The sequence below is a fragment of the Thalassotalea sp. 1_MG-2023 genome (assembly GCF_030546745.1).
In the GTDB taxonomy this organism is placed as follows: Bacteria; Pseudomonadota; Gammaproteobacteria; order Enterobacterales; family Alteromonadaceae; genus Thalassotalea_C.
Genome location: NZ_JAUOPD010000015.1, coordinates 24,018 through 48,713, shown reverse-complemented (window position 1 = coordinate 48,713; position 24,696 = coordinate 24,018). Strand labels below are relative to the sequence as shown.

21 protein-coding genes are annotated in these 24,696 nt (G+C 37.5%); 11 read left to right on the top strand and 10 right to left on the bottom strand.

Annotated features, from left to right (window positions below; translation table 11 throughout):
* Positions 1 to 31 precede the first annotated feature (31 nt).
* On the top strand, positions 32 to 1,075 hold the full coding sequence (sohB, locus tag Q4489_RS12545; protein WP_303480897.1) for a protease SohB: 1,044 nt from the start codon (positions 32 to 34) through the stop codon (positions 1,073 to 1,075).
* Positions 1,076 to 1,082: 7 nt separating this feature from the next.
* Positions 1,083 to 1,769: a hypothetical protein gene (locus Q4489_RS12540; RefSeq protein WP_303480895.1), complete on the top strand. Its 687-nt coding sequence runs from the start codon at positions 1,083 to 1,085 to the stop codon at positions 1,767 to 1,769.
* Positions 1,770 to 1,837: 68 nt separating this feature from the next.
* Here the strand turns inward: Q4489_RS12540 and Q4489_RS12535 are convergent, their stop codons facing one another.
* On the bottom strand, positions 1,838 to 3,178 hold the full coding sequence (locus Q4489_RS12535; protein WP_303480893.1) for a dicarboxylate/amino acid:cation symporter: 1,341 nt from the start codon (positions 3,176 to 3,178) through the stop codon (positions 1,838 to 1,840).
* 168 nt (positions 3,179 to 3,346) lie between these two features.
* Between Q4489_RS12535 and Q4489_RS12530 the strand changes: the two genes are divergently transcribed.
* Complete coding sequence (locus Q4489_RS12530; protein ID WP_303480891.1) at positions 3,347 to 5,698, top strand: Ig-like domain-containing protein; 2,352 nt, start codon at positions 3,347 to 3,349, stop codon at positions 5,696 to 5,698.
* A 63-nt stretch (positions 5,699 to 5,761) separates the two neighbouring features.
* Here the strand turns inward: Q4489_RS12530 and Q4489_RS12525 are convergent, their stop codons facing one another.
* Entirely contained in the window at positions 5,762 to 6,865 is a 1,104-nt protein-coding gene (locus tag Q4489_RS12525) for an arginase family protein (protein WP_303480889.1), read from the bottom strand.
* Positions 6,866 to 7,417: 552 nt separating this feature from the next.
* Here Q4489_RS12525 and topA point away from each other — a divergent pair.
* On the top strand, positions 7,418 to 10,060 hold the full coding sequence (gene topA, locus Q4489_RS12520; RefSeq protein ID WP_303480887.1) for a type I DNA topoisomerase: 2,643 nt from the start codon (positions 7,418 to 7,420) through the stop codon (positions 10,058 to 10,060).
* 86 nt (positions 10,061 to 10,146) lie between these two features.
* Here topA and Q4489_RS12515 read toward each other — a convergent pair whose 3' ends face one another.
* Together Q4489_RS12515 and Q4489_RS12510 are read right to left on the bottom strand one after the other, a co-directional pair.
* Entirely contained in the window at positions 10,147 to 10,518 is a 372-nt protein-coding gene (locus Q4489_RS12515) for a ribosome recycling factor family protein (protein WP_074495583.1), read from the bottom strand.
* A 71-nt stretch (positions 10,519 to 10,589) separates the two neighbouring features.
* Positions 10,590 to 11,339, bottom strand: a complete 750-nt coding sequence (locus Q4489_RS12510; RefSeq protein WP_303480884.1) for an SDR family oxidoreductase — start codon at positions 11,337 to 11,339, stop codon at positions 10,590 to 10,592.
* A 71-nt stretch (positions 11,340 to 11,410) separates the two neighbouring features.
* Here Q4489_RS12510 and Q4489_RS12505 point away from each other — a divergent pair, with 71 nt between their 5' ends.
* Together Q4489_RS12505 and Q4489_RS12500 are read left to right on the top strand one after the other, a co-directional pair.
* A complete protein-coding gene (locus Q4489_RS12505; protein ID WP_303480882.1) occupies positions 11,411 to 12,133 on the top strand; it encodes an AzlC family ABC transporter permease in 723 nt (240 codons plus the stop codon).
* Positions 12,130 to 12,441 carry an AzlD domain-containing protein gene (locus Q4489_RS12500; RefSeq protein ID WP_303480880.1) on the top strand — a complete coding sequence of 104 codons (312 nt, stop codon included), beginning with the start codon at positions 12,130 to 12,132 and terminating at the stop codon, positions 12,439 to 12,441. Before Q4489_RS12505 ends, Q4489_RS12500 begins: the two co-directional genes overlap by 4 nt.
* Positions 12,442 to 12,479: 38 nt before the next feature.
* Here the strand turns inward: Q4489_RS12500 and Q4489_RS12495 are convergent, their stop codons facing one another.
* Positions 12,480 to 13,589 (bottom strand): 1-acyl-sn-glycerol-3-phosphate acyltransferase, encoded by a 1,110-nt coding sequence (locus Q4489_RS12495; protein ID WP_303480879.1) that lies wholly within the window; start codon positions 13,587 to 13,589, stop codon positions 12,480 to 12,482.
* Between the two features lie 126 nt (positions 13,590 to 13,715).
* The gene (locus Q4489_RS12490; protein ID WP_303480877.1) at positions 13,716 to 14,060 is read right to left on the bottom strand and encodes a DUF3718 domain-containing protein; all 345 of its coding nucleotides are present in this window, start codon (positions 14,058 to 14,060) and stop codon (positions 13,716 to 13,718) included.
* 207 nt (positions 14,061 to 14,267) lie between these two features.
* Here Q4489_RS12490 and Q4489_RS12485 point away from each other — a divergent pair, with 207 nt between their 5' ends.
* Together Q4489_RS12485 and raiA are read left to right on the top strand one after the other, a co-directional pair.
* Positions 14,268 to 14,777, top strand: coding sequence for a GNAT family N-acetyltransferase (locus tag Q4489_RS12485; protein WP_303480874.1), 510 nt, complete (start codon positions 14,268 to 14,270; stop codon positions 14,775 to 14,777).
* A 138-nt stretch (positions 14,778 to 14,915) separates the two neighbouring features.
* Positions 14,916 to 15,272, top strand: a complete 357-nt coding sequence (raiA, locus tag Q4489_RS12480) for a ribosome-associated translation inhibitor RaiA (RefSeq protein WP_303480872.1) — start codon at positions 14,916 to 14,918, stop codon at positions 15,270 to 15,272.
* 66 nt (positions 15,273 to 15,338) lie between these two features.
* On the opposite strand, the gene lepB is transcribed toward raiA, so the two are convergent.
* Positions 15,339 to 15,995 (bottom strand): signal peptidase I, encoded by a 657-nt coding sequence (gene lepB, locus Q4489_RS12475; RefSeq protein WP_303480870.1) that lies wholly within the window; start codon positions 15,993 to 15,995, stop codon positions 15,339 to 15,341.
* Between the two features lie 301 nt (positions 15,996 to 16,296).
* Between lepB and Q4489_RS12470 the strand changes: the two genes are divergently transcribed.
* Together Q4489_RS12470 and Q4489_RS12465 are read left to right on the top strand one after the other, a co-directional pair.
* Complete coding sequence (locus Q4489_RS12470) at positions 16,297 to 17,091, top strand: DUF2884 family protein (protein ID WP_303480868.1); 795 nt, start codon at positions 16,297 to 16,299, stop codon at positions 17,089 to 17,091.
* 98 nt (positions 17,092 to 17,189) lie between these two features.
* Positions 17,190 to 17,924 (top strand): tRNA-uridine aminocarboxypropyltransferase, encoded by a 735-nt coding sequence (locus Q4489_RS12465; protein ID WP_303480867.1) that lies wholly within the window; start codon positions 17,190 to 17,192, stop codon positions 17,922 to 17,924.
* Between the two features lie 53 nt (positions 17,925 to 17,977).
* Here the strand turns inward: Q4489_RS12465 and Q4489_RS12460 are convergent, their stop codons facing one another.
* Positions 17,978 to 18,745: a PEP-CTERM sorting domain-containing protein gene (locus Q4489_RS12460; protein ID WP_303480866.1), complete on the bottom strand. Its 768-nt coding sequence runs from the start codon at positions 18,743 to 18,745 to the stop codon at positions 17,978 to 17,980.
* Between the two features lie 232 nt (positions 18,746 to 18,977).
* Here Q4489_RS12460 and prsT point away from each other — a divergent pair, with 232 nt between their 5' ends.
* Positions 18,978 to 21,773, top strand: a complete 2,796-nt coding sequence (gene prsT, locus Q4489_RS12455) for an XrtA/PEP-CTERM system TPR-repeat protein PrsT (RefSeq protein WP_303480864.1) — start codon at positions 18,978 to 18,980, stop codon at positions 21,771 to 21,773.
* A gap of 252 nt (positions 21,774 to 22,025) precedes the next feature.
* Here prsT and Q4489_RS12450 read toward each other — a convergent pair whose 3' ends face one another.
* A complete protein-coding gene (locus Q4489_RS12450) occupies positions 22,026 to 23,690 on the bottom strand; it encodes a Zn-dependent hydrolase (RefSeq protein WP_303480862.1) in 1,665 nt (554 codons plus the stop codon).
* Positions 23,691 to 24,090: 400 nt separating this feature from the next.
* Positions 24,091 to 24,351, bottom strand: coding sequence for a 30S ribosomal protein S20 (gene rpsT, locus Q4489_RS12445; protein WP_074499044.1), 261 nt, complete (start codon positions 24,349 to 24,351; stop codon positions 24,091 to 24,093).
* Positions 24,352 to 24,696 lie beyond the last annotated feature (345 nt).

Below are 24,696 nucleotides of genomic sequence, written 5' to 3'. Positions count from 1 at the left end.
TGATAGAAGAACCATATATAGGGAGTATCCTTTGGAATTTATATACGATTATGGATTGTTTTTAGCGAAAACCATTACGTTTGTGTTAGCGTTCGCTGGTATTGTTGCCATTATTGCGGCTTCTGCGATGAAACAAGCTCAGAAGCGGGGTGAGTTAGAAGTTACTGATATTTCAGAACAACTTAAAGAAGTGGAAGAAGAAGTTACCCATCATTTACTCAGTAAAGAAGCGTTAAAAGAAAAAGAAAAGCAAAACAAAAAAACCGCAAAATTAAAAGCAAAAGAAGCGAAAAAATCACAGACTGATAGTGAAGAGTCAACAAAGCCTCGATTATTTGTGATCGACTTCAAAGGCAGTATTGATGCGAAAGAAGTTTCTGCGTTACGCGAAGAAATAACAGCTGTGCTAATGGTGGCTAAACCGCAAGATGAAGTTTTAGTAACCTTAGAAAGTGGTGGTGGTATGGCACATTGTTATGGTTTAGCAGCATCACAGCTAGCGAGAATTAAACAAGCAAACATACCGTTAACGATTTCTGTTGATAAAGTAGCTGCGAGTGGTGGTTATATGATGGCATGTGTTGCAGACAAAATTGTTAGTGCACCATTCGCGATTCTTGGTTCTATCGGTGTTATCGCACAAATTCCTAACTTTAATAAAGTTTTGAAGAAAAATGATGTTGACTTTGAGCAATTAACAGCAGGCGAATACAAACGTACCTTAACAATGTTTGGTGAAAATACCGATAAAGGTCGTGAAAAATTTAAAGAAGAGCTTGAAGAAATGCATGCGCTATTTAAAGAGCATATTACTGAGCATCGTCCAGCTTTAGATGTAGAAAGCGTAGCAACAGGAGAAACATGGTTGGGTAAAAAAGCGATCACGGTGAATTTAATCGATGAACTTATCATAAGTGATGATTACATTTATCAAGCGAATCAAAACCGTAAAGTGATCGGCATAAAATATTCGGTTAAAAAAGGCTTGGCAGAAAAGTTATCTAAGGCTGCATCGTTATCAATAGATAATACGATTAGTAAACTTTGGCAACACAATCGTATTTTTCCTAGTTAAATAACTAATGGAAGCAAACTTTTGGCATAAATGCTGGGAACGTAATACCCTAGGATTTCATCAATTAGACTATCATCCTTTACTTGAACGGGTCATATTGCCTGAACTGTTAAAGGATGAATGTTCAACAAAACAACCCGCGAGTTTCGTGCCTATTAAACGAGTTTTAGTGCCTTTATCTGGTAAATCAGATGATATGATCTGGTTTGCTGAATACGCTAATGTGGTAGGCTCAGAATTAAGTAAAATTGCTTGCCAAGATTTTTTCAAAGAAAAAGAGATTAACGTAAATTCACAACGTGTAGGCGATTTTTATGTGTATCAACATGAAAATATCACTTTATGGCAAGGTGACTTCTTCTCGTTAACCACAGAACTAGTGGGTGAGTTTGATTGGATATATGACAGAGCTGCATTAATTGCATTACCTGAGTCTATGCAACAGGCTTATATTCATCAGCTTCAACGTTTCATAAAGCCTCAGACCAAATTATTTTTATTAACATTAGAGTTTCCTGCTAATGAGATGTCGGGTCCACCTTTCCCTGTTGATGAACTGACAATATCAGAGTTTTTCTCAGGTTATAATGTGACTTGTTTGCATGCGGAAAGTTTGCCTGATAAACGCTTTGCTCAGCGAATGTTTAATGTCAGCCACTTAGTAGAAAAGCTTTATTTAATCACCCAAAACTAATAAAAGGGGTCAGGTACAATTAAATGTTAATGAATTTAATTGTACCTGACCCCTTTATAATATTCTTTTTATTGTTTTAAGTGATGAAAGTCGATTTCTTCAATTTTTCGACCTGCATTTTCGTTCTCAAACACTGATTGGTCTAGTTGGCCTTCAGATTTAGCCACAACTGTGGTTACCATACAGTCGCCAGTAACATTTACTGCAGTACGTGTCATGTCTAAGAGACGATCTACGCCTATAATTAACGCGATACCTTCAACCGGTAATCCAACTTGTTCAAGTACCATGGCTAACATGATCAACCCAACACCAGGGACTCCTGCTGTACCAATTGATGCCAATGTTGCGGTAAGTATTACCATTAAAAAGTCAGCAATTGTCAGCTCAACGTTAAACACTTGTGCAATGAATACGGTTGCCACACCTTGCATAATTGCTGTGCCATCCATGTTTATCGTAGCGCCTAGAGGCACTGTAAATGACGAAATTGCGTTATTAGCGCCAATCTTTTTCGTCGCCGTTTCCATGGTTACTGGAATAGTGGCATTACTGCTTGAAGTGGAGAAGGCAAATAACATTGCATCTCGCATTTTCTTTAAAAACGTTAGTGGGTTGAGGCCTGTTAATACTTTTAATAATACTGAATATGTTACCGTGCCGTGAAGAATTAATACCACGAATACAACCATGAAGTAGGCGAAAATATTTAAGAAAACACTAAAATCCATGGTAGCAAACAGTTTAGCCAGCAAACAAAATACGCCATAAGGGGCTAGGTTCATTAAAATGGTGACTAAACGCATAATAACAACATTTAAATCTTCAAACATTTTGGCTACGCGGCTACCTGTTTCTCCAGATAACGCAATGGCAATACCAAAAAGTAGTGCAAAAATTATCACTTGTAACATATTGCCTTGCGCGAATGCCGCAAAGGGATTCGTCGGAAACATCTGAATAAACACTTGCGCTAAACTCGGCGCTTCTTTTGCTTCAAAAGTTGTGTTAGTTGTCATGTTTACGCCTTCACCTGGCGCTACAACAAAAGCCATGAACATGGCAAAACTAATAGCAATAGCTGTTGTAACCATATATAAGCTAATGGCTTTACCGCCAATTCGGCCTAATTTTGTTGTATCTTGTAACGAGCAAGTACCACAAATTAATGAAACAAAGACGAGAGGAACGACTAACATTTTTAAACTTGCGATGAAAATTTGACCGCCAATTTCAAAGATACCATCAACGAAAAATGCTTTAAATGAAAACTCAAATAAGGCTAAGTCTAAGGTGAAATCTCCAGACTTGCCCATAAGTAGTTGAAGAATAAGGCCTACAGTTATGCCTAGCGTCATACCGATGACGATACGCGCTGTTAATCCAAAAGGTTTTTTAGTTGTTGTCATAATAATATTTTTTGGGTGAGGAGTTATATTTTTCGTAAAGAGTATCAGTTAATGGCGTTTTAAAAAACCTAGTGTTAAGATTTTTTAAATAAGTTAGTGACCTTTTTCTTTTTTTTCGGTTAGTATTAAACTGTTACCTAATTAACACAACATCAGGGAGATGCTTGTATGGCAGTAATGAGAACCCTCTTTTATATCATTAGTTGCATGGCTTTAATTGGCTGTGGTGGTGGAGATGGGGGACTTAGCCAAGAAGGCTCCTCTGATCCAACTACGCCTGATCCAATCACTATTTCACTAAGCTTATCAAGCACAGAAGAGGTGTCAAAAGACTCACCTGTGGATGTGATCGCTACGGTAATGCAAGGCAATAGTCCTGTGACCAATAAGCTAGTGACTTTCGATTTATCAGTTAACGATACCAATATTGCTTATTTTGAAAATAATGGAGCAAGCGCTACTAACAGTGATGGGGTTGCCAAAGTTACCTTATATGCAGGTACAAGTGAAGGGGGTGGTGAAATTACAGCCTCGTTAGCTTCGGGTGAAGAGTCAGAGGCAATAGGCTTTAACAGTGCCGGTGATGGTAATGTTGTGACTGGCCCGACAGTGAATGAAATTTTACTTTATGCCAGCAATCAACAGATATCATCGAGTGGTGCCCAAGGGGTGTTATTAACGGCAATCGCCAAGAATAGTAATAATGTGTTACTTTCTGGTATTGATATCTCTTTTGTTTCACAACCTTCAGGCTCAATACTTGTGTCTAATTCTGAGGATGGCGTACCAAGTTCAACCACGAACGCTAATGGTCAAGCGACGGCTATATTAACCACGGTAGGTAATCCTGAAAATAGAACGATTGTGGTTACTGCGAGTAATGGCGACATCAGTGATGATGTCAATGTATATGTTGTTGGTACAGAGGTTCAATTAACAGGCTCAGCTTCTTTAGCGTTGGATGATGCAAGTTCGTTTAGTATTAACGTACTTGATTCTGATAGCCGTGGTGTAGCTGATGTTGAAGTTGCGTTATCGTTAGCCAATACACCAACGGGTGGTATAGCATCATTAGAGTTTCCAGCAAGTGTCACTACTGACGCACAGGGGAAAGCGTTTGTTAATGTAACTGGTAGAACCGGTGGTACTAATGCAATTGTAGCAACGGCCCTAGGTGCTACAGCCTCTAAAAGTGTTTCTGTGCAGGCCGATTCTTTTACTTTTACTCGGTTCAATAATGGTGATGGCCAAATAATCAATCCTTCTACGGGCACAAGTACTCCTGACGTTTTATTATCAGATACGGCAACGGTGACACTTGATTGGAATCGCTCTGGTTCGCCAGTGGCTGATGGTACTAAAGTAGAATTTTCAACAACCCGCGGTAGTTTAGCTTCATCATCAGGTGTTATTGCTAATGGACAAGTTTCTGCTTCGTTAACATCAAGTGATGCAGGCAAGGCAATTGTCACCTTTACTGGAACAGATGACAGCGTTGAAATTTCTAATCAACTTGAGTTTGAATTTATCGCTGAAACCGTTGAACGAATTGTCGCTCAAGCTTCGCCGAATTCAATAGGGCCTGACGGGCAAACCTCGACTATTTCCGTGGTGGCAAGAGATGCTAACGGTAACTTAGTTAAAAATAAAACTATTGTCTTTAACTTAAGTGATGTAACTGGTGGCAGTATTTTCCCAGCTGAGGCGGTGACTGATAGTAACGGTAGTGCTTCAACCGTATATACTTCAAATACGGTGTCGGCCCAAGATGGTATTGAAATTAGTGCTACGGTTAAAGATCAACCAACGGTGACTGATACGGTAACTATGACCGTTGCAGACAGAGAACTGTTTATTGCTGTTGGTACAGGTAACGAAATAGAAGATAATGAGACAACGTATACTAAACGTTTTGTCGCCTTCGTTACTGATGCTGACTCAAATCCTGTAGTAGGTCAAAAAGTGACAGTATCTTCAGTGCCCGATGCTTATTATAAAGGCCGTTGGGTACCATTTTACGTGGGTGGTGAATTCCAAGTTTGGACAACCGCAGGTGAGTCTGGCGCTGCACATGCTGCAAGCGCACATGACAGAGATACCGCCACGTTCTTACAAGATACGCCGCCAATACGTTGTAATAATGAAGATATTAATTTAGATGGCATACTTGACCCAGGTGAAGACACCAACAATAGCGGCACATTAACCCCAGGTAATGTGATTTCTTCACTGCTAACTGTAACAGTTGAAGATGATAATACAGTACCTGTTGAAGCGGTAACTGATAGTGAAGGTAAGGTGCTAATTGATTTAGTGTATGCACAAAGTTATGGCAGTTGGGTCGATATTAATTTAATTGTCTCAGCAAAAGTTTCAGGTACAGAAAGTCATGTTATGACAACTTATACCTTGCCTAATTCAGCAGATGATGTGAATGATGAAGATATTTCACCACCTACTGCTAGTATCGGAATGAGTGGGCCATTTGGTGAACACTTCTCGTGTGATGGCATTCAATAAAAAATAAGCAAGTATAAAAAAAAGCCGCACTGCGGCTTTTTTTATGGGCTTTACTACGGCTCGCTATCGGCCCATTGCTTCAATTAAAACCGCTGAAATATCTGCGCCATGTTTTAAAGTTGTTTGTGCACTGGCATTGCCTTGCCCTGTACTATCAGTAAAGGGGGCAATTTCCATCATATCTGCCCCCGTAACTGCAAACTGCTCTGCAAGCGTTGTTAATATGTTAATTGCTTGTTCAGGCGATAAACCATCAGGTTCTGGTGTACCTGTCGCTGCTGCAAATGATTGATCTAACGCGTCAATATCAAAACTTACATAAAGCTCTTCTATGTTTTCTGATTTAAGGTGCGAAATAATATCTGCAAGTACTGCATCAACACCACGTTCAATAATTTCATGTGCCCAATGTTGTTGTACACCAAAGGTAGATTCCCAATGTGACTTTGGTTTGCCGCTAGAGCGTATACCTAATTGAATAAGGTGGCTAGGATCATGTAAATCATTAAGTATGTGCGTACACCATGAACCAAAACATAAATCGATACCAAGCCTTTCTACGAGTAAATCGGTATGCGCGTCAAAGTGAATAATTGCGGCACGTTTACCTTGTTTTTTCTTCGCTTGCAAATACGCTTTGGTTAAAGGGTAACTGTTTGAATGATCACCACCGATACCAAAAATACCTTTTTCAGGATATAGGGTGTAAAAATCATGTAAAACATCTTCGGTGATCGTTAACGGACTTACCGCTAATGGGCTGTGTTCGTCATTGTAAAGCGCTTTACGACAACTTGTAATAGTCCCTTCATTTAAATATTTATCGTGCAACAGGTGAGGTATCACACGCACATCACCCAAATCAAAACTCACCGACTCTGGATGATGTTCAAGTAACGCTGAACGAACAAATAATGGCCCCCAGTTTGCACCTCGTAAAATGCCACCGCCACAATCAGATGCAATGCCAAGTACAACAGCTTTGCTTGCTGTTGTGAGGCCTTGTAAACTTTCTTGCCATTTTTGTTCAATGTTTTCGGTAGTGCCGAATAACTTTTGATGAAGTTGTTCTTTGCGCTCCTTTGCAGTATTAACCGTGAAAACTCCATTTCCTGGAGGACATAAACTTTGTTGTATCTTCTGTAAAAATGCGGCATGCGTTGTCATAAAAAATCTCTAATGTTAAGCGTGGGAATTACCACGTGTGAGGTTTCATTGATGGTTAATTATTTATTGTAGTTATAATTTATACCAATTCGCATAAATATTCGGTCATTCAGCGAGAATTAAACGCTTTAGAGGCGCGATAATTGCGCAAAACGTGTTTGATGTAGAACAACTATACCTGCACACGTTTCGCTTATTCTCCCACCTCTGACATCGCTCTGAGCTGACTTAATCTCTATGCGAATTGGTATTAGTGAAAAATTTAGCGGATTAACGCTTATCATTCGGCGAAAACTCTACTATGATTACGCCAATTTTCTCACGCTAGCATTATAAAGCAATCGTCGTGATAGGTTAATCTAAAAAATTATTGCTTGTAAGCTTGCTTATTTACAGATATATCTAATAGTAATTTGTAAATTTATAAATATTGTTTTCAAAATTAGCGCTGTAATTGGTTAAAATTCGCTCGCAAACCAATCAGTTAAATACGTCAAGCTAGCGCAACGATATCTGACGCGTTACGTCAGCACATGTAGGATCAAATAGACTATGTCGAAATCTCTGGTAATTGTCGAATCACCGGCTAAAGCCAAGACAATTAACAAATACCTTGGAAAAAACTTCGTCGTAAAATCTAGCGTCGGTCATATTCGTGACCTTCCAACAGGTAGTACTGGGAAGAAAGCAGCCACCAAATCTCCGGCTGAAGTAAGAAAAATGTCTCCTGAACAAAAGGCCAAATATAAGGCGAAACGAGACCGTCAAGCGTTAGTCAACCGTATGGGAATTGACCCAGATAAAGACTGGAAGGCGGATTATCAAATCCTTCCAGGTAAAGAAAAAGTAGTTAGTGAGTTACAAAAACTTGCTGCGAATGCCGATACCATCTATCTCGCAACCGATTTGGATCGCGAGGGAGAAGCGATTGCATGGCATTTAAAAGAGATTATTGGTGGCGAAGACAGTAAGTTTAAACGCGTTGTGTTTAATGAAATTACTGAAAATGCTATCCAACAGGCTTTCTCCGCCCCTAGTATTTTGAGTATGCCTGGGGTTAACGCTCAACAAGCACGCCGTTTTTTAGATCGTGTTGTTGGCTTTATGGTTAGCCCACTATTGTGGAAGAAAGTTGCCCGAGGTTTGTCTGCTGGTCGCGTACAATCTGTTGCTGTTAAACTTGTAGTCGAAAAAGAACGTGAGATAAAAGCTTTTAATCCCAAAGAATATTGGGAGATAAATGCACACACTAAAACACAGCAAAAAGAAGAACTTGTATTAGGCGTAACGCATCATTTAGGCAAAACGTTTAGTGCGACTAATGAACAACAAGCGATGCAAGCTGTTGCGACATTAGAAAATGCATCATATCAAGTTGCTAAACGAGAAGATAAACCTTCGAAAAGTTCACCTTCGGCACCTTTTATTACCTCTACACTACAACAAGCTGCAAGTACCCGTCTTGGTTTTGGTGTTAAACGCACCATGAGCTTGGCTCAACGACTATATGAAGCGGGCCATATTACGTATATGCGTACAGATTCAACGAATTTGAGTAAAGATGCCGTTGAAATGTGTCGTGATTACGTACGTAAATCATTTGGTGATAGCTACTTGCCTGAAAGCCCTCGCACATATGGCAGTAAAGCGAATGCGCAAGAAGCGCATGAAGCAATACGTCCTTCTAATGTGAAGTTAGAAGCTGCATTATTAGAAGGGGTAGATGCTGACTGTAAAAAGCTATATGAGTTAATTTGGCGTCAATTTGTTGCGTGTCAAATGACGGCTGCTCGCTATACCGTAAGTACTTTAACAATTTCAGCAGCAGATTATGACTTAAAAGCAAAAGGTCGTGTAATGCAGTTTGACGGTTGGACCAAAGTGCACCCGCAATTGTCAAAAGGTGATAAAGATACACATTTGCCTGATTTATCAGTCCGCGATAACTTAACACTAGAAAAGTTAGATCCTAGTCAACATTTTACTAAGCCACCCGCTAGATTTGGTGAAGCGTCATTAGTTAAAGAGTTAGAGAAACGTTCTATTGGCCGTCCATCGACTTATGCCTCTATTATTTCTACTATACAAGATCGCGGCTATGTACGTTTAGAGAAGAAGCGTTTTTACGCCGAAAAAATGGGTGAAATTGTCACTGACAGCCTCTCAGCAAGTTTTAATAACTTAATGAGTTATAACTTTACCGCTGAAATGGAAAAAGAGCTTGATGAAATTGCCGAAGGTAAATTGCCTTGGAAAGATGTATTGGATGAGTTTTATAAAAACTTTACCCAACAGTTGCAATTAGCAGATAAACCTACTGATGAAGGTGGTATGCGTGCTAACGAGCCTATTTTAACGGATATTGATTGTCCAACCTGTGGCAGAAAAATGGGCATTAGAACGGCGTCAACAGGGGTGTTTCTTGGATGTTCTGGCTATGCATTGCCGCCAAAAGAGCGCTGCACAAAAACCATGAATTTAACGCCAGGTGAAGAAGCGGTTAGCGTATTATCTGAAGATCAAGAAACAGATGCATTACGTGCGATGCATCGCTGTCCTAAGTGCGATACCGCCATGGATAGTTATTTGATTGATGAAAAGCGTAAATTACACGTATGTGGTAATAATCCAGTTTGTGATGGTGTAGAACTCGAGCAAGGTACGTTTAAGATTAAGGGATACGATGGCCCTGTTTTAGAATGTGATCGATGCCAAAGCGATATGGAATTAAAAAATGGTCGATTTGGCAAATATTTTGACTGCACCAATAGTGAATGTAAAAATACACGTAAACTATTAGCTAATGGTGAAGCTGCGCCACCTAAAGAAGACCCAGTGCAATTACCTGAGTTACCTTGTGAAAAGTCAGATGCCCATTTTGTACTACGTGATGGGGCTGCGGGTATCTTTTTAGCTGCAAGTACGTTTCCTAAGTCAAGGGAAACTCGTGCGCCAAAAGTTGCAGAGTTAAAACGTTTTCGTGATCGTATTTCACCGAAGTTTTACTATTTAGCTGATGCACCTGAAAAAGATGCTGACGGAAACTTAGCGGTTGTACGCTATAGCCGTAAAAATAAGTCACAATATGTAATGACTGAGGTTGACGGTAAAGCAACCGGGTGGACAGCAACTTATCAAGACGGTAAATGGCAAGAAACCCAAGCGAAGAAAAAAACGACACGCAAGAAAAAATAAGCACTTTAATGTGTCAGTTAATAAAAAAAGCACTCAATGAGTGCTTTTTTTACGCTGGTAATTGTTTTTAAGGTTATTACGTGAGGTTAATCATCTAACCATTCAAGTTCATCGATAACTTTCCTTGCTTCTAAAACGGTACAGTCTGTTTTAGCCATTAATTCATTGACGGTTATACCATCATTTTTTTTGGCAATGGCTAATAAAATTTCATGACTGAGCTTATCGGTTTCTAGTCTTAATTTTTTTGCGAGCCAAAGCCACGAGTTTTCTCCTGAGTTTTCGATGAACAATACCACATCATTCAGTTGCTCAGCGGTACCTGTTAATTGCCAGTTTCTAGAACGACCAACCCTGTTTAGTTGACAGCCTATAGCTCTGATTTCAGCTTTTAAGGCAAATGCACGCATTGTTCGTCGTAAAAATGAAGGTAGCGTTATGGTGGTTGTGCGGATCATACAGTGATAATTAACATCAAGTTTAATGAATTTATTCTAATAATTTCTCGAGACGAAGACAAATGGTTATGCTATTTACCACCTGCTAGATCTAACTGGCTTCCGGTGCAATATGATGCTTCTTCGGAGAGTAACCAGCAAATAGCATGCGCTACTTCATCAACATGGCCACCACGCTTCATTGGAAGATTAGGTGACAGTCTATCAACTCTATTAGGCTCTCCGCCCTGCGAATGAATGTCAGTGTAAATTAACCCAGGCCTTACGCCGTTCACGCGTATATCTGCGTCAGCTACTTCTAATGAGAGACCTGTTGTTAATGTGTCGATGGCACCTTTACTTGCTGCGTAGTCAATATATTCATGTGGGGCTCCTAAACGAGAAGCGGCAGAAGATACATTAACGATTGCCCCACCATTACCACCGTGCTTAGTAGACATACGCTTAACGGCTTCGCGGCAACATAGGAAATAACTGGTGACATTGATACTTAACACTTTGTTTATGCGTTCAGCGGTCATATTTTCTATGCTTGATTGTTCAAATAAAGTCCCTGCATTATTGACCAATTGTGTAAGGTTACCATTTAGCAGATCAATTTCATCAAAAAGCGCTTTGATGTCACCTTCTTTTGATACATCGGCTTGAATGGCTTTAGCATTTCCGCCACTCGCTAATATCTCATCAACAACGTTATCTGCTGCTTGTTGATTACGTAAATAATTTACGATTACTGTAACATTCTGTTTTGCTAACATTTTTGCTGTTGCAGCACCAATACCTCTACTTGCACCAGTCACTAAAGCAATTGTGTTGTTCATAGTTTTTATTGACTTAATTTGTGTCAAGATACTGTATCATAACTATATGATAAACACGTCATTGTTAACGAATGAGAAACATCAAACGAAAGTATTTGCTAAAAGGTTTGCTAGACATGATGCCGTTGAACCTAGCGGTATTACCCTGGGGGATATTGTGTGGTTCATTAGCAATTCAACGAGACTTTACAATTTTTGAAGCGTTGTTAATGCCTTTGATTGTTTTTGCTGGGGCAGTGCAGTTAGTCTCTATCGAGTTAATTGCTGGAAATGCGTCATTGGCAACCATATTATTAACGACGTTTATTATTAGTTCACGACACTTTCTTTACGGACTTGCCTTACGAAATAAACTAAAGCATTTACCTAAACGTTGGCGTTTACCCCTAGGTTTTTTACTCACTGATGAGTTATTTGCGTTTTCAGGGCGAAAGCAGGCTTATCAAAACAGCAATCGTTTATATTATGCTTTGTCAGCTGGCGGTAGTTTTTATATTACTTGGTTTATATGGAACCTAATTGGCGTGTTAGCTGGGAGCTTCTTACCTGATTTAACTGAATTAGGATTAGATTTTGCGATAGCGGTTACCTTTATAGCTTTGGTTGTTCCAGGAATTAAAAATCTCTCAATTTTTATTGCTGTACTTGTTTCAGGCGTACTCGCTATTATTTTTAATTTATGGCAGTGGCAAATGGCGCTTATTTTATCAACGCTTGGTGGTATGTTTGCTGGTTATGCGGTCTATCAATATACAAGTAGGCAACAACTTGTTTCTCAAGGAAAAAGCAAATGACGTTACTTATTATTGTATTGATGGCTATGATTACTTTTCTCTCTCGATACCTTTTTATACACCCTAGTTTACCGTTAAAATTAAGCGATCGTGTTGGAGTTTTTCTAAGTTACAGTGCGCCAACGGTGCTAACGGCCATTTGGGTACCTATTATTTTCATTAGGGATGAGCAGTTATCATTATCAGTCAATAATCCGTATTTACTTGCTGGAGTCATTGCTATTTTTTGTGCCTACAGGTTTAAAAGCATCTATTTAACGCTTGGCATTAGTTGTTGTATTTTTATGCTTGCAAAGTTTTTCTTTTAGCCAAATAACCGTTAATCCGCAAATAAATGATTATTGCATTATGAAGAATGCGATGAAATCTCTCGTTCCTTTGCAATAACAGGGTTCGCGTACATTTGGATCAGTAATGATTTTTCTTGAGTGTTTAGTTTTTCAAAACGATGTGCTAGATGATCCAATGTGTTCATATCACCAGATTTTAGGTATTCATATGCATTTTGATTACTGGAAAATAAGTGATAATTGCTAATGATTTGTTGATCAATCGCTGCTGCAATAGCTTTACTGTCAAGGTAATCACCTTGTATTGCTTCACCAAACGCTAAATGAACATTACCTTTATGACCGACAATACCTTGCGTAATGCTGTGTAAGTCTTCGTGCTCTTGTTTCTCATAGCTGCCTTCTGTTTGCATCTTTGCTAATTCTTGCGCTTTATGTTGATCACAGGGATCAAATTCGTAAGAAATAGATACGGGAATAATATTTAATTGCTCAAGGTAGTCAGCAATGCTTTGATCTTTGGACTTATTGAGCAATAACATTGAGATTAATGCTGCATTTGTTTTATCAATACCATCCTTAGCACGACCTTCTTTTTGTGCAATCCAAATATTTTGTTTTTTATCAGTAAGACTATGCAGTATATACGCAGATAATTGCTTGGAAGCGGTTAGCATAGCGCGTTTGGTTTTTTCATTACGTTTAACAATAAAACTTTTATTGATCCGCATTAAGTCAGCAACCCATTGTTTGCTTAATAAATTATCCCCTACAGCAGCTTCAACAGTTGCGCAATTATTATCATGTAATACATAATTAATTAAAGCGACATCTAAGACAATGTCTCGGTGGTTACTAATAAATAAACATGGCTTGTTTGTAGGAATGTTAGCTAAACCACTATGCGTTAGAGAGGTGATTGTGCTTTTTACCAACGCGTTTAAAAATCGCGAAACATAACGTTGAATGTCATCTACATTATTAAATTTACGAGCTTTCTGTTTTATTTTAAACTTCACAATGAGTCGAGCAAATGCCGGAAAGGTAGAAAAAGTTTTAGGTAATGAAAAGGTAGCTATGGCATCGATAAACTCTTGTTCTGCAATTAAAGCATGTACTACGCTTTTAACTTCACTATCGTTATAGGGGCGAATATCGTCAAACATGAAAACTCAAAAAAAATAAACGGTTAGGCTGCAGAATTATAACTAAAAATCTACGTCTAAAAAATAAAAATACAAAAAAAAGCACCAATAAATGGTGCTAAGGGAATAAACAAATAGGTTAGATGACTAAGGAGCGGTTACATCTTTAATTGTCACTTGCCCATGACGGTACTTAGGGTCTAATATTCGTTGAATTTTTTCAGGTGATTTTCCGTACTTTGCAACAAAGTCACTAACGGGTAAATCGTTACAGTGTAAATTATTTTTAATATATTGACGTGAATAGCCAGACTGCTTTATCGATGTTAATAAAGCCACTCGACTGCCTTTTGCAGCTGACATACACAACGCAGTTGATACGCTATCGTTTGCAGAAAATAATGTGGTAGAAGGTAATGCTGTACTATTTGCGCTACTGTTAAATGCGATTGAAAGTGCTGCTACGGTGATTGCTGTTGTGATTAATTTCATTCTAACTCTCCTGTTTCATGATTCAATAAACCTATAGCAGTGAAAGTGCCAATATTTTAAAGTTTAATTAAAACAGTTGGTTGTAGATTTTTGTCGTGTTTTTCATGTCATCCGGATACAACATTAATTTTTAATTATTGGTGAAATTAACTAAAAAATAGTGAAATCTTCATAAGTATAAAATCATCGAATGAATTAGGGGATATTGTGATAACCATCGAGACAAAACGGTTAATCTTACGTTTATTAACGCATAAAGATGCCAACATGATCTTGGCTTTACTGAATGAGCCTGCATTTTTAAAAAATATTGGTGATAAAGGGGTTCGTGACTTGCAAAGTGCGAAAAACTATATTGATACTGGACCACTATCACAGTTATCACAATATGGCTTTTGTTTACTTTGTGTGGTGCAGAAAAGTTCGAATAGGGCTATAGGACTATGCGGTTTGATTAAGCGTGATGGTATCAAACACCCAGAGATAGGGTACGCATTATTAGCAGATTTTCATGGAAAGGGGTTGGCATATGAAGCGGCTGAAAGTGTAATTTCTTCTATCGAAAAAAGCGCTAAACTTAGTGCTATTCAAGCAATATGTCATCCAAACAATAGTCGTTCAATTGCTTTATTAACTAAGTTAAAGTTTATGCAAATAGCAATGATAGCGTTGCCAGATCAAGATGAAGATGTATTATTATTTGAACGTAAAATGTAAGGTGAGAATAATTATTATACTAAATGTGTATCAATAATATGCACTTGGGTTTTTTTGCATGATTTATTCGCGATTATTACTTGCGTTTTAGCTTTTTTACCCCAGTCTTATAGTAGGTAATTAAAAAAAGGAAAAGCTATGAAAATAAACGTTTCTGGTCATCACGTTGACGTTACTGATTCTGTAAAATCACATATCGAAGAAAAACTTGAAAAGATTGCTAACCATTTTCCTACATTAATATCGCTAGAGGTTATTATTACGAAAGCACATGGTAAACACCATGTGGAATTAACTACCAATTATGAAGGCGCACCTGTTGTTGCTTCAGCAAAAGAAGAGGTGATGTACCCTGCAATTGCAAATGCAGTGAAGAAGCTCGATGCTGCACTTAAGCACAGAAAGGGTTTGTTGAAATCGAAGCTTCATCAAAAACCAATTGTTACTTCACCTGATGTTGCTCATGAAAAAGTTCAGGAATTAAACTTAACCTAATCTATTTAATCAAATAAGCGCGATCTAATGTCAGTGGTATTAAAGCCTTTTTAGATCGCACCAATGTTAAATTCTTTTAAAAAATCGTGTTAATCGCGGTAAATAATAATTTTCATAATCAAGCGAAAACGCCACCCGATTTGTTCGGCCAATAATTTCATTTCTTGGTATAAATCCTATCATTCTAGAATCAGCACTTTGGTTTCTATTGTCACCGAGTACTAGGTAATGATCGTTTGGTACTACAACGGGGGAAAAATTACCGTAGCCTTCGTCTTGTTGCGTTATTTGAATTTTGTGAGACACATCGGTTAACTGCTCTTTTAGTATTCGAAATCCAAGATTCTCATCTTGTTTATTGTGTTGATAATCAATGGCCTTATTGTTAATGAATAAACGATTGTTAATCATTTCTATTGTGTCACCTGGTACGCCTATCACGCGTTTTACTAAACGCTTTTGAGCGACTGCAGATTCAAAAATGATGATGTCATTTGTTTGCGGGTCACTTAGCTTAAATAGGGAATATTGCATAAAAGGTAACTGAATATCATAAGCAAGCTTATTAATAAAAATGCGATCCCCTTCAACGATTGTTGGTTTCATTGAGCCTGTTGGAACATCATTCCAGTCAGCTACCGCACTTCGAAACACTAACATTAAAAAAATAAATAGCACGAAACGTTTATTATTATTCCAAAAGTTATTAATGTATTTTTGCATTACCTTCAACCTTAAAGATTATTTGTGAATTCATTTAGTCGGCTAGTCGGCAAATGCGCACTTTTATTACGCCTACTTTTAAAAAATGTTGGATTATTGGCCTAGTGTAAAGCTAATGGAATAACTTGCTTTGTATTGGTTAAATAAACTAAAAAATAGTTATTTGACCTAAGTATGCAGTTATAAAGAACATCCTCACTAGAAATAAATGCAATAAATCCTTATATTTCAACTAGATAATAGTTGGCACTTCATTTGTATTGTTTATGGGGTAACAACTTGATTGATAAAGGGTAATAACATGAAAACAATGATTGCAGGCGCAGTATTATTATCGACCAGTGCAATGGCACATGATACACATTTTTCAACAGATTCATGTGACATTGATTTAAACTCAGGGTTAAGCATTCAAAATGACGTGATCAGTTTTAGTAAAAAGGGGGATACGCTTTACCAGCTTATCAATGATCAACAGTTAGTGATTAATGATAAAACAATAGTTTTAACGACAGAACAACAAGCAGTTGTTACACAATATTCTCGTGAAATTAGAGGCTTAGTACCAGAGGTTAAAAGTATTGCTATTGATGCAATAGAACTAGCATCTGAAGGGGTAAACTTAGCGTTTGATGAACTGTTGGGAGCAGGTAACAAAGTTGGCGCTGATTTATCTCAGCAATTAAACACACTAAAAGATGATGTAGAAAGCAATTTTGATGTTAACCGCTTTGCAATTGATGAGCATGGTAGCTTGGACGCTGACTTTTTAGGGGAAGACTTTGAACAAAAAATTGAAAATATAGTTGAAGAAACCGTACAAAATTCAATGGGCACATTACTGATAGCTGTTGGCCAAGAGTTATTGCTTGCTGGGGGTAATATGGACGCTTTTGAAGAGAAAATGGAAAAGTTTGGTGAGCAGGTTGAGTATGAGATGGAATCTCGCGCTGAAGTGATAGAGCAAAAAGCTGAAGGACTGTGTAAATCGGTTGAAAGTATCGATCAGTTGGAAGAGCAATTAAAGCGTTTAGTGGCTGAAATGCCTCAATTAGATGTTATTACAGTACAAAGTAGCGACCGTAAAAAAGCGTAGCTCCCTTAAATTAAACAATAGTAAGGCATGTTTACATGCCTTTTTCTTTTCTGAATAAACCCGTAAAATAAGCGCCTCTTTGTTCTTAAGACACAATCATGCACGCTGTTCATCAATTATATTTTCAACGGAAATCGCAATCCACAAAGCCTTATAACGCTAGAGGTAAAGGTGTTAAGCGTTGTGAACTATGCCAATTAGCACAAGTACATTGTTTTTGTCTGCTTAGACAAAATCAACAGAGTAACAGTAGCTTCTTGTTATTGATGCATGATTGTGAGGTATTAAAGCCAAGTAATACTGGTCGCTTAATAGCGGATGTTATTACCGACACCTATGCATTTCAATGGCATAGAACCGAAGTTAGTGAAGAACTAATCAATCTTATTAATCATCCTGATTACCAGCCTTATGTTGTTTTTCCACATCAATATGCTACTGATGACAGAAACGTGTATCACCATTTACCTGAAAAGAAATCTAACAAGAAACCGTTATTTATTTTACTTGATGGCAGCTGGCGTGAAGCTAAAAAAATGTTTAGAAAAAGCAAATATCTCTCAGCATTACCTGTGCTGTCATTGTCATTAGATGCGTTAAGTGCTCGTGGTTATATATCAACTTATAGCTTGCGTAAAGCAGAACAGGGCTTTCAATTATCAACGGCAGAGGTTGCAAGCTTATTGTTGATTGAAGCAGAAGAGATTAAAGCTGCGGAGCATTTATCGCTTTGGCAGCAACTTTTTGAATATCGCTATCGAAAAAGTGTGTGTCAGCCAAACCATTTAGATCCTGCGATTGAACAGACTTTTATAACCTTTATCAAAAGTTGAAGATAAAAATAAAGCGCCTAGGTAGGCGCTTTATCGAATGATATTCTTAATTGTTAAACCGTACGCTTTCTTAATGCAAGTCCTGCAAAACCTAGCAACAACAACATTAATGATTGTGGCTCTGGAATTTCAACTGACTGATCATCGGCGATTGAAACCAAACCTTCAATAATGTCGTTCGCACAAGTCATTGACCAACGAAATGCGATTTGAGTGGCTGTTTCTAATGCGGTACCTGCAACATCAAACGAGAATGTAATCTTGTTATTGTTAGCATGCCAGTTATAATCACCGTAACGCGCATGTGTTTCACTGTAACCACCTAAAGATACAGCTTGATTATTTCTATGTGAACTAGAGTTTGATATTCTAACGTTACTGTTATCAAATCCCGACACTAAACGGCCTTCACCTTGAGTGCTATTATCACGATCACTTTCATAAAGCTCGTAAGCATAATTCCAGTTTGTTGTGGTATTATTATTGTACCTTGAGTAACGATCAGTCTCACTTTCTTGCGATGTTTTCCAACCACTTAAATTCACTGGCAAGTCAGTTGACATAAATAAGTCACCGAATTCAATGCCGTTGTACCCATTTTTGCCAGCAAAATTAGTGAAAATATCAACGGTTAGCATAGTGCCTGTGCGTTGCACGACCATGTTTTGAATGTCATAGATGCTACTTGAGCCGTTAACATCACTATGATGTCCAGCACCAATATAATTATCATTTATCTGTGTAGCAGGAATATCCTGTGCTTGAACTAATACTGAGCTTGCTGAAAACAGTACCGCTCCAATCCATTTTAAAGCTTTCATTTTAATCACCATTAAATATTTTTAATTAGATTACTTTTATCTAACACTTGGTTAGCATTTTTTGTGCCAAAGATTTAACCTGTTGTTTTGTTTGTGTTATTTTTTATTTTTAATTTAAAAAACAAAAAAACTGTAAAGTTACCTGACACTGACTAATTAACAAGCTGCTATTGCTGTTTATCTATATGCTAGCTTATCATACGATATAAAAGGAATAATGAGAACTTGATTAATGAATCAATTTACACAATATACGTTTTGTTTTTTATTAACCCTAACGAGCGTAGGCATTGAAGCAGCAGAATATACTAGCCAACCGTATGAAAATGCATTAAAAAGCTTTTATGTGGATGACTTAAATGAAGCCGTTATTCATTTAAAAAATGCACTGAAAAACAATCCTGACCATCTGCCATCAAGAATTTTAATGGCGGAAATTTTAATTGCACAAGGTAATGGTGCAGCAGCAGAAATTGAGCTTAACAACGCGAAGCAGCAAAACGCGGATGAAAAAAAGTTAACGCCGTTATTCCTAGAAGCGTATTTACTACAAAATCAATACGAAAAAGTGATCAATAACGCAACTCTTACCCTTGGAGATACCAAATTAAATAGCCAAATCCTCGTGTTAAAGGGGCGAGCATTGTTCAAAAAAAATAATGCCAGTTTAGCCGCTATTGAGTATAGAAAAGCGTTATCACTGAATGAAAACAATGGCGATGCATTAATGGGTTTGGCTCAAGTTGCGCATAAAAAGAAACAGTTTAATGAAGTGTTGTCACTAACTGAGCAAGCATTAAATGTGTCACCGTTAGATATCAATGCCTTACGTATGCAAGCAGAAGTATATCAACTTCAAGGAAAGCTTGATCTAGCTGAACAAGCGATATCAAACGCGATTTCATTAAATGACCACCATATTCCTGCTTTACTCACTCGCGCTAGTATTTTAATTGAACAGCGGCAATATCAGATCGCTTTAGAAGATGTTAATACCATACTAAAAGAGATCCCCAATGAACCTCGAGCAAACTTTTTAAAAGCGGTAATTACTTATACTTTAGGCATGGATGAAGCGTTTAAAGAAACTACCTCTCATTTAGAAGTGGTGTTATCAGGCTTACCTAAAGATGTGATGGATGAAAATCCGATTTATCATTATTTAGCTGGTGTGGTCAATTTTAATCAGCAGCAAATGCTTAAAGCGGATGAAAGTTTGCGTAAATATTTAGCGATTATCTCTGATGACGTAAGAGCCTTGAAACTACAAGCTAAGGTATCAATGGCTCTGAATGAGTACTTTAATGCTAAAAATAACTTAGTTAAGGCTCGATTAATTACACCGAATGATCAAGAGATCTGGTCATTACTTGGAAAAGCGTATTTGGCAACGGGAGATGTAGAAAAAGCATCTCGATATTTTCAAGACGTTATTGCTGAAAACCCTAACTCTGTTGCTGCCAAGCTAGATTTTGCAAATCTTTTAGTCGTTAAAGGTGATTATAGTAATGCTATTGACTTGCTGCAGGAAACAGAAAAATTAGCTGATAATAATCAACAATTGTTACAAATTTTAGCTAATGCGTACCAATACAATAGAGATTACCAAAGTGCTGAAAAAGTGCTTAAACGTTTAGTTGAAAAACAACCTGAAAACGATTTTTTCTATCAACAGCTAGGCGTGGTAAAAGGACTATTAGGTGATCATCAGCAAGCGAAAACATATTTTCTTAAAGCAGCAGATTTAGCACCTAACAATGTAAAAACGACTATTCATCTTGCGCGTATTGAATTAATGGCTGGAAATGTTACTGATGCAAGAAACATTATTGAACAAAAGTTGGCAAAAAATAACGACCAAACGAGCTTGCTTGTAGAGCTTGGTGATACCTATTTAAGCGAAAGTAATTTAGAAGTTGCAAGTCAATACTATGAAAAAGCGTATAGTCTTGAAAGAGAAAGCTCGCTTGCTGTAAGTAAAGTTGTTGATGTTCATGTGTTAAAAAATGAATTAACTAAAGCGATTGAAGTGTTGGGTAACTTTATTAACCGCAATAAAGCTAACTCAGCGCTGAGTCATCGCTTAGCACGACTCAATATGCAGATTAAAGATTATGAAGAAGCGGTGAGACATTTTCAAATAGCAGTAAAAGATACGGAAAATAAGTCACCTGTGCTTTTAAGTTTTGCTCAAGCACAATTACAAATGCAAGATCAACAAAGTGCAATTTTGAATTTACAAAAGGCGATTGCATGGAATGAAAACTTCTTTCCACCTTACAGCCAATTAATTACTTTGTTTGCGCAACGAAATGAACAAGAAAAAGCATTTAATTTGATTGATGCACTCATTGAGAAGGTTTCGGTTCCTGGGCTTGAAGATACCTTAAAAGGTGAAGTGTTGGCTCAAGTTGGAGATACTGGGCAAGCAATTAAACGATTTGAACAATCATTAAAACAAGATAATTCCCAACGTGCTACGTTGGGCTTATCGAATGTATATATTAGTATCAATGAGCATAAAAAAGCTGTTCAATTATTATCAAATTGGCTTGATAACAACAAGCAAGATCTAGTAATAGGGGTTGCACTTGCCAGTATTTATAAGCAGCAAGAAAATTATGATGCTGCCCAAAACTTATATGAAAAATTACTGGAAATGCATGGTGAAAAACCTAGTTTATTAAACAATTATGCGGGTGTATTAATTGCTCAAAAACAATACCAAGAAGCGGTAACTGCCGCGGAGAAAGCTTATCAATTAGCTTCAAATAATATCGCGATCGCTGATACCTTAGCGTGGGCCTATACTCAGAATAATCAAGCTGACAAAGCGTTACCTATTTTTAGAAACGCCATAGCAAGAGAATCAGATAACCCTGAAATTAAATATCATTTAGCTGTTAGTTTAATCGCTTTAGAACGTAATGCAGAAGCAAAGATGTATTTACAAGAGGCAGTTGAATCTACAAAAGATTTTACCGGTAAAAACGAAGCTAAAACGTTGTTATCATCACTAGTATTGTAATAAAAGCGCTAGGGTCTGTAGATCTTTCGAGATTAAAATTTGTGGTACCGAAAAGGAAGCTTTTTGTCATTAATGCTTTGTGGTTTTTTTGATATAGAAGAACCACGCATGTGTTGCAATGCTTTGTCTAAAAATCAATAAACTGCCACAATAATAAACGTGACAGGTCAACAGCCCTATTTAAATTAACTAGCGTAATTAAACGCTAGCAGTAAAGCTGAGGTATACACATGTGTATACCTCATTTACTTATTAGTGTAATCCCAATTGTTTCTTCCCTTGCTGATAAGTGATATCAACAGGAATATTTGCTTGATTTAAACGTGCAAGATCTTGGCTCAATTGCTCGGTAATAATGCCTGACTGTTTTACTAGGTTATCAACCCCTTCGTAATCACCTGTGCCTTGTAGTGTTAATATCAATGTGGAAAGGCTATTAATCGCTTCAGTCATCTTTTGATAATTCACTTGATACAAGCCTTTTTCATTTCGAGTAAACGCACCTTGTTCAGCGAAATAATTAAAGCGTACCATATTGGCTTTACCATGTGCTGAACTTGCACCAAAACGCACTGAGCGGAATATCCCAGCTAAAAAAGTGGTGTAGTAGTCCTCTAGCTCACCTTCAGTGATCACTTTCTTCTCGAGCAGTTGACGAACCATATACAACCCTAGAATATCGGCTTTGCCTTCTTCTAATGCCGATGCATGTTCTTTAAGTGCTTGTCGTACTGTTCCCTTGTTATTTATAGTATTCTTAATACCAAGACCATGGGCAACTTCATGAAACATCGTGTTTGCAAAAAAAGCAGTGAAAGTAACGTGTTTCCTTTGCTCTGGTACAATTAATACTTCGGCAATAGGCTCCATAATGGCGTCGTATTTTGCACGCATAGCATTTTTAAGTTGCAGGCGTCGAGTGCCTTTTTCAAGTTGAACTTGCTCATCATTAGGTAAATTAATGGCAATTGTTTTGCCGCCAGCATTAGCATGCCCTGTGGCATAAATTACTTCATATGCGTTTAAGTCAGCATCTGTACCGGGCATTTCTTTGCGGTATTTTTTACTTACGGGTAAGCCTTTTTGTAACTCTGGCAGGTATTCAGCATACTTCGCTAGCTTTTCACTCCATGCCATGTCTTTAATGAGCACGTATGATTCAAATGCTGCACGATAGCCATAAAGTTGATCTTCATAAGTCTCGATAGGGCCAATCACAACATCAATAGGATTATTTTTCATATCCATCCATGCAAAGTCTGATGGTTGGTAATCATCTGTTAATAATGCTTCAGCACGCATAGTCAGGTATTTGGCAAAATCTTTATCTTCAGCAAATGTTGCAGCTTTTTGTAAAATTGCGGCGATACGTTGTAGTTCATCGTGGTAAGCTTCAGAGTAAGCAATAGCGATTAGTTCTCCTTGCTCATTTCTTCTCACTAGTGAATATAACCCTGTTTTGTCTTCAAAATTTGCTTGCTCAAATTCTTCTTTGCTCATATCGTGCGGATAAAACTCTGCGCCCAATGATTTTTGTTTAATATCTTGCAGAAAAGGAGTGTCGCCATTCATTCGGTCCCAAGGGCCGTAGTTGATGGAAGCAAACGTTTTTGCTTGTTTATTCTCAATTGAGTTTAAGAATTGAGTTTTGTTCTCACTGAATGCTTGTTGCCAAAAAAGTTGATCAATAATATCTGACGCTTCAATTAATAGTGCTAACATTTTATGTTGTTTTTCGCTCAAATGAGAGAGATCAGCAGAAAGTGTGACATCTTTATAAATATTGAGTTTACCTTGATAAGATTCGGTAAGCTGTCGAATTGGTGCGTTCTTTTGTGGTTCTGCTTGTTCGTTACATGCGGTTAATAACACAGAAGAAGCAAGTATAATTGTGCAAGCCAGTATTGATTTTTTCATTATTTTTTAGCCTATTGAAACAGATGTTCAAGAGACTAGAGAAATTTTTATCAATTGGCAACTAATGCCTTGCCTCTACGTCTTTAAATTTTTACTAAAAGAACGCTGATATGCTACGTTATTGATTTTAATCATTACGCTATAGGGGTGTAGCTTATTAGATAATGCAGGAGCAGATCCTCCTGAATAACTATTCTCTGCAATCAATGCCTTGTCTACATGGATGTAGGTACCTAGGTTAGATCGGGAACAACTAACCTGTGCTTTTAAACCTTTAAATTCTCGCTAAGCGATCACTTTCTTAGGCGGCATAGTATTATTATCAATCAATGAATTGAGTTAAAAAAAGACGAAAAAAAACCGGCGTTAGCCGGTTTTTCAAATCATGCCACAGAACAAATTAAAGTGCTTTAATTCTTGCATTTAAACGGCTCTTGTTACGAGCAGCTTTGTTCTTATGAATTAAACCTTTACTTGCGTAACGGTCTAAAATTGGTGAAACAGCTGCAAATTCTTTTGTTGCTGTGTCTTTGTCACCGGCTTCAATGGCAGCGATTACTTTTTTTACTAAAGTGCGCATCATTGAACGACGACTTGCATTGTGTTGACGGCGCTTTTCAGATTGTACTGCGCGCTTCTTAGCTTGCTTTGAGTTAGCCAAGGTGAACTCCTAAAAAATGATATCAAATATAGCCTAAATTTAAGGCGTCGAAATATGCCTTTTTTTAAGCACAAAGTCAAATGTTTTTCGGTCTAATGCGTAAGATTATACGTGATTGGTTAATGTATGACCATTTAAAGGTGTGATTTAGTCATTTTAAAGCGAAATATTCAAATTTCATCTTTTGAACAATAGGCGAATATTAGGCGTTTTTTAGTAGATGTTAACCTACATATTTAATGCTTTTGTACGTTCTATAGTAAGGAACGTCGAGTAAATATTTGTTTTGCCTTAATATGACCTTGTGTTCATTGTAGTAAACAACGCATAATTATGAGCTAATAG

Bases quoted from the DNA above. Each gene is read 5' to 3' on its own strand.
- topA (WP_303480887.1), top strand. From the start codon at position 7,418: ATGTCGAAATCTCTGGTAATTGTCGAATCACCGGCTAAAGCCAAGACA.
- Q4489_RS12470 (WP_303480868.1), top strand. From the start codon at position 16,297: ATGAAAACAATGATTGCAGGCGCAGTATTATTATCGACCAGTGCAATG.
- Q4489_RS12505 (WP_303480882.1), top strand. From the start codon at position 11,411: ATGAGAAACATCAAACGAAAGTATTTGCTAAAAGGTTTGCTAGACATG.
- Q4489_RS12540 (WP_303480895.1), top strand. From the start codon at position 1,083: ATGGAAGCAAACTTTTGGCATAAATGCTGGGAACGTAATACCCTAGGA.
- Q4489_RS12495 (WP_303480879.1), bottom strand. From the start codon at position 13,589: ATGTTTGACGATATTCGCCCCTATAACGATAGTGAAGTTAAAAGCGTA.
- Q4489_RS12460 (WP_303480866.1), bottom strand. From the start codon at position 18,745: ATGAAAGCTTTAAAATGGATTGGAGCGGTACTGTTTTCAGCAAGCTCA.
- Q4489_RS12515 (WP_074495583.1), bottom strand. From the start codon at position 10,518: ATGATCCGCACAACCACCATAACGCTACCTTCATTTTTACGACGAACA.
- prsT (WP_303480864.1), top strand. From the start codon at position 18,978: ATGAATCAATTTACACAATATACGTTTTGTTTTTTATTAACCCTAACG.
- Q4489_RS12500 (WP_303480880.1), top strand. From the start codon at position 12,130: ATGACGTTACTTATTATTGTATTGATGGCTATGATTACTTTTCTCTCT.
- Q4489_RS12450 (WP_303480862.1), bottom strand. From the start codon at position 23,690: ATGAAAAAATCAATACTGGCTTGCACAATTATACTTGCTTCTTCTGTG.
- Q4489_RS12530 (WP_303480891.1), top strand. From the start codon at position 3,347: ATGGCAGTAATGAGAACCCTCTTTTATATCATTAGTTGCATGGCTTTA.
- Q4489_RS12535 (WP_303480893.1), bottom strand. From the start codon at position 3,178: ATGACAACAACTAAAAAACCTTTTGGATTAACAGCGCGTATCGTCATC.
- raiA (WP_303480872.1), top strand. From the start codon at position 14,916: ATGAAAATAAACGTTTCTGGTCATCACGTTGACGTTACTGATTCTGTA.
- Q4489_RS12510 (WP_303480884.1), bottom strand. From the start codon at position 11,339: ATGAACAACACAATTGCTTTAGTGACTGGTGCAAGTAGAGGTATTGGT.
- Q4489_RS12490 (WP_303480877.1), bottom strand. From the start codon at position 14,060: ATGAAATTAATCACAACAGCAATCACCGTAGCAGCACTTTCAATCGCA.
- Q4489_RS12525 (WP_303480889.1), bottom strand. From the start codon at position 6,865: ATGACAACGCATGCCGCATTTTTACAGAAGATACAACAAAGTTTATGT.
- Q4489_RS12465 (WP_303480867.1), top strand. From the start codon at position 17,190: ATGCACGCTGTTCATCAATTATATTTTCAACGGAAATCGCAATCCACA.
- lepB (WP_303480870.1), bottom strand. From the start codon at position 15,995: ATGCAAAAATACATTAATAACTTTTGGAATAATAATAAACGTTTCGTG.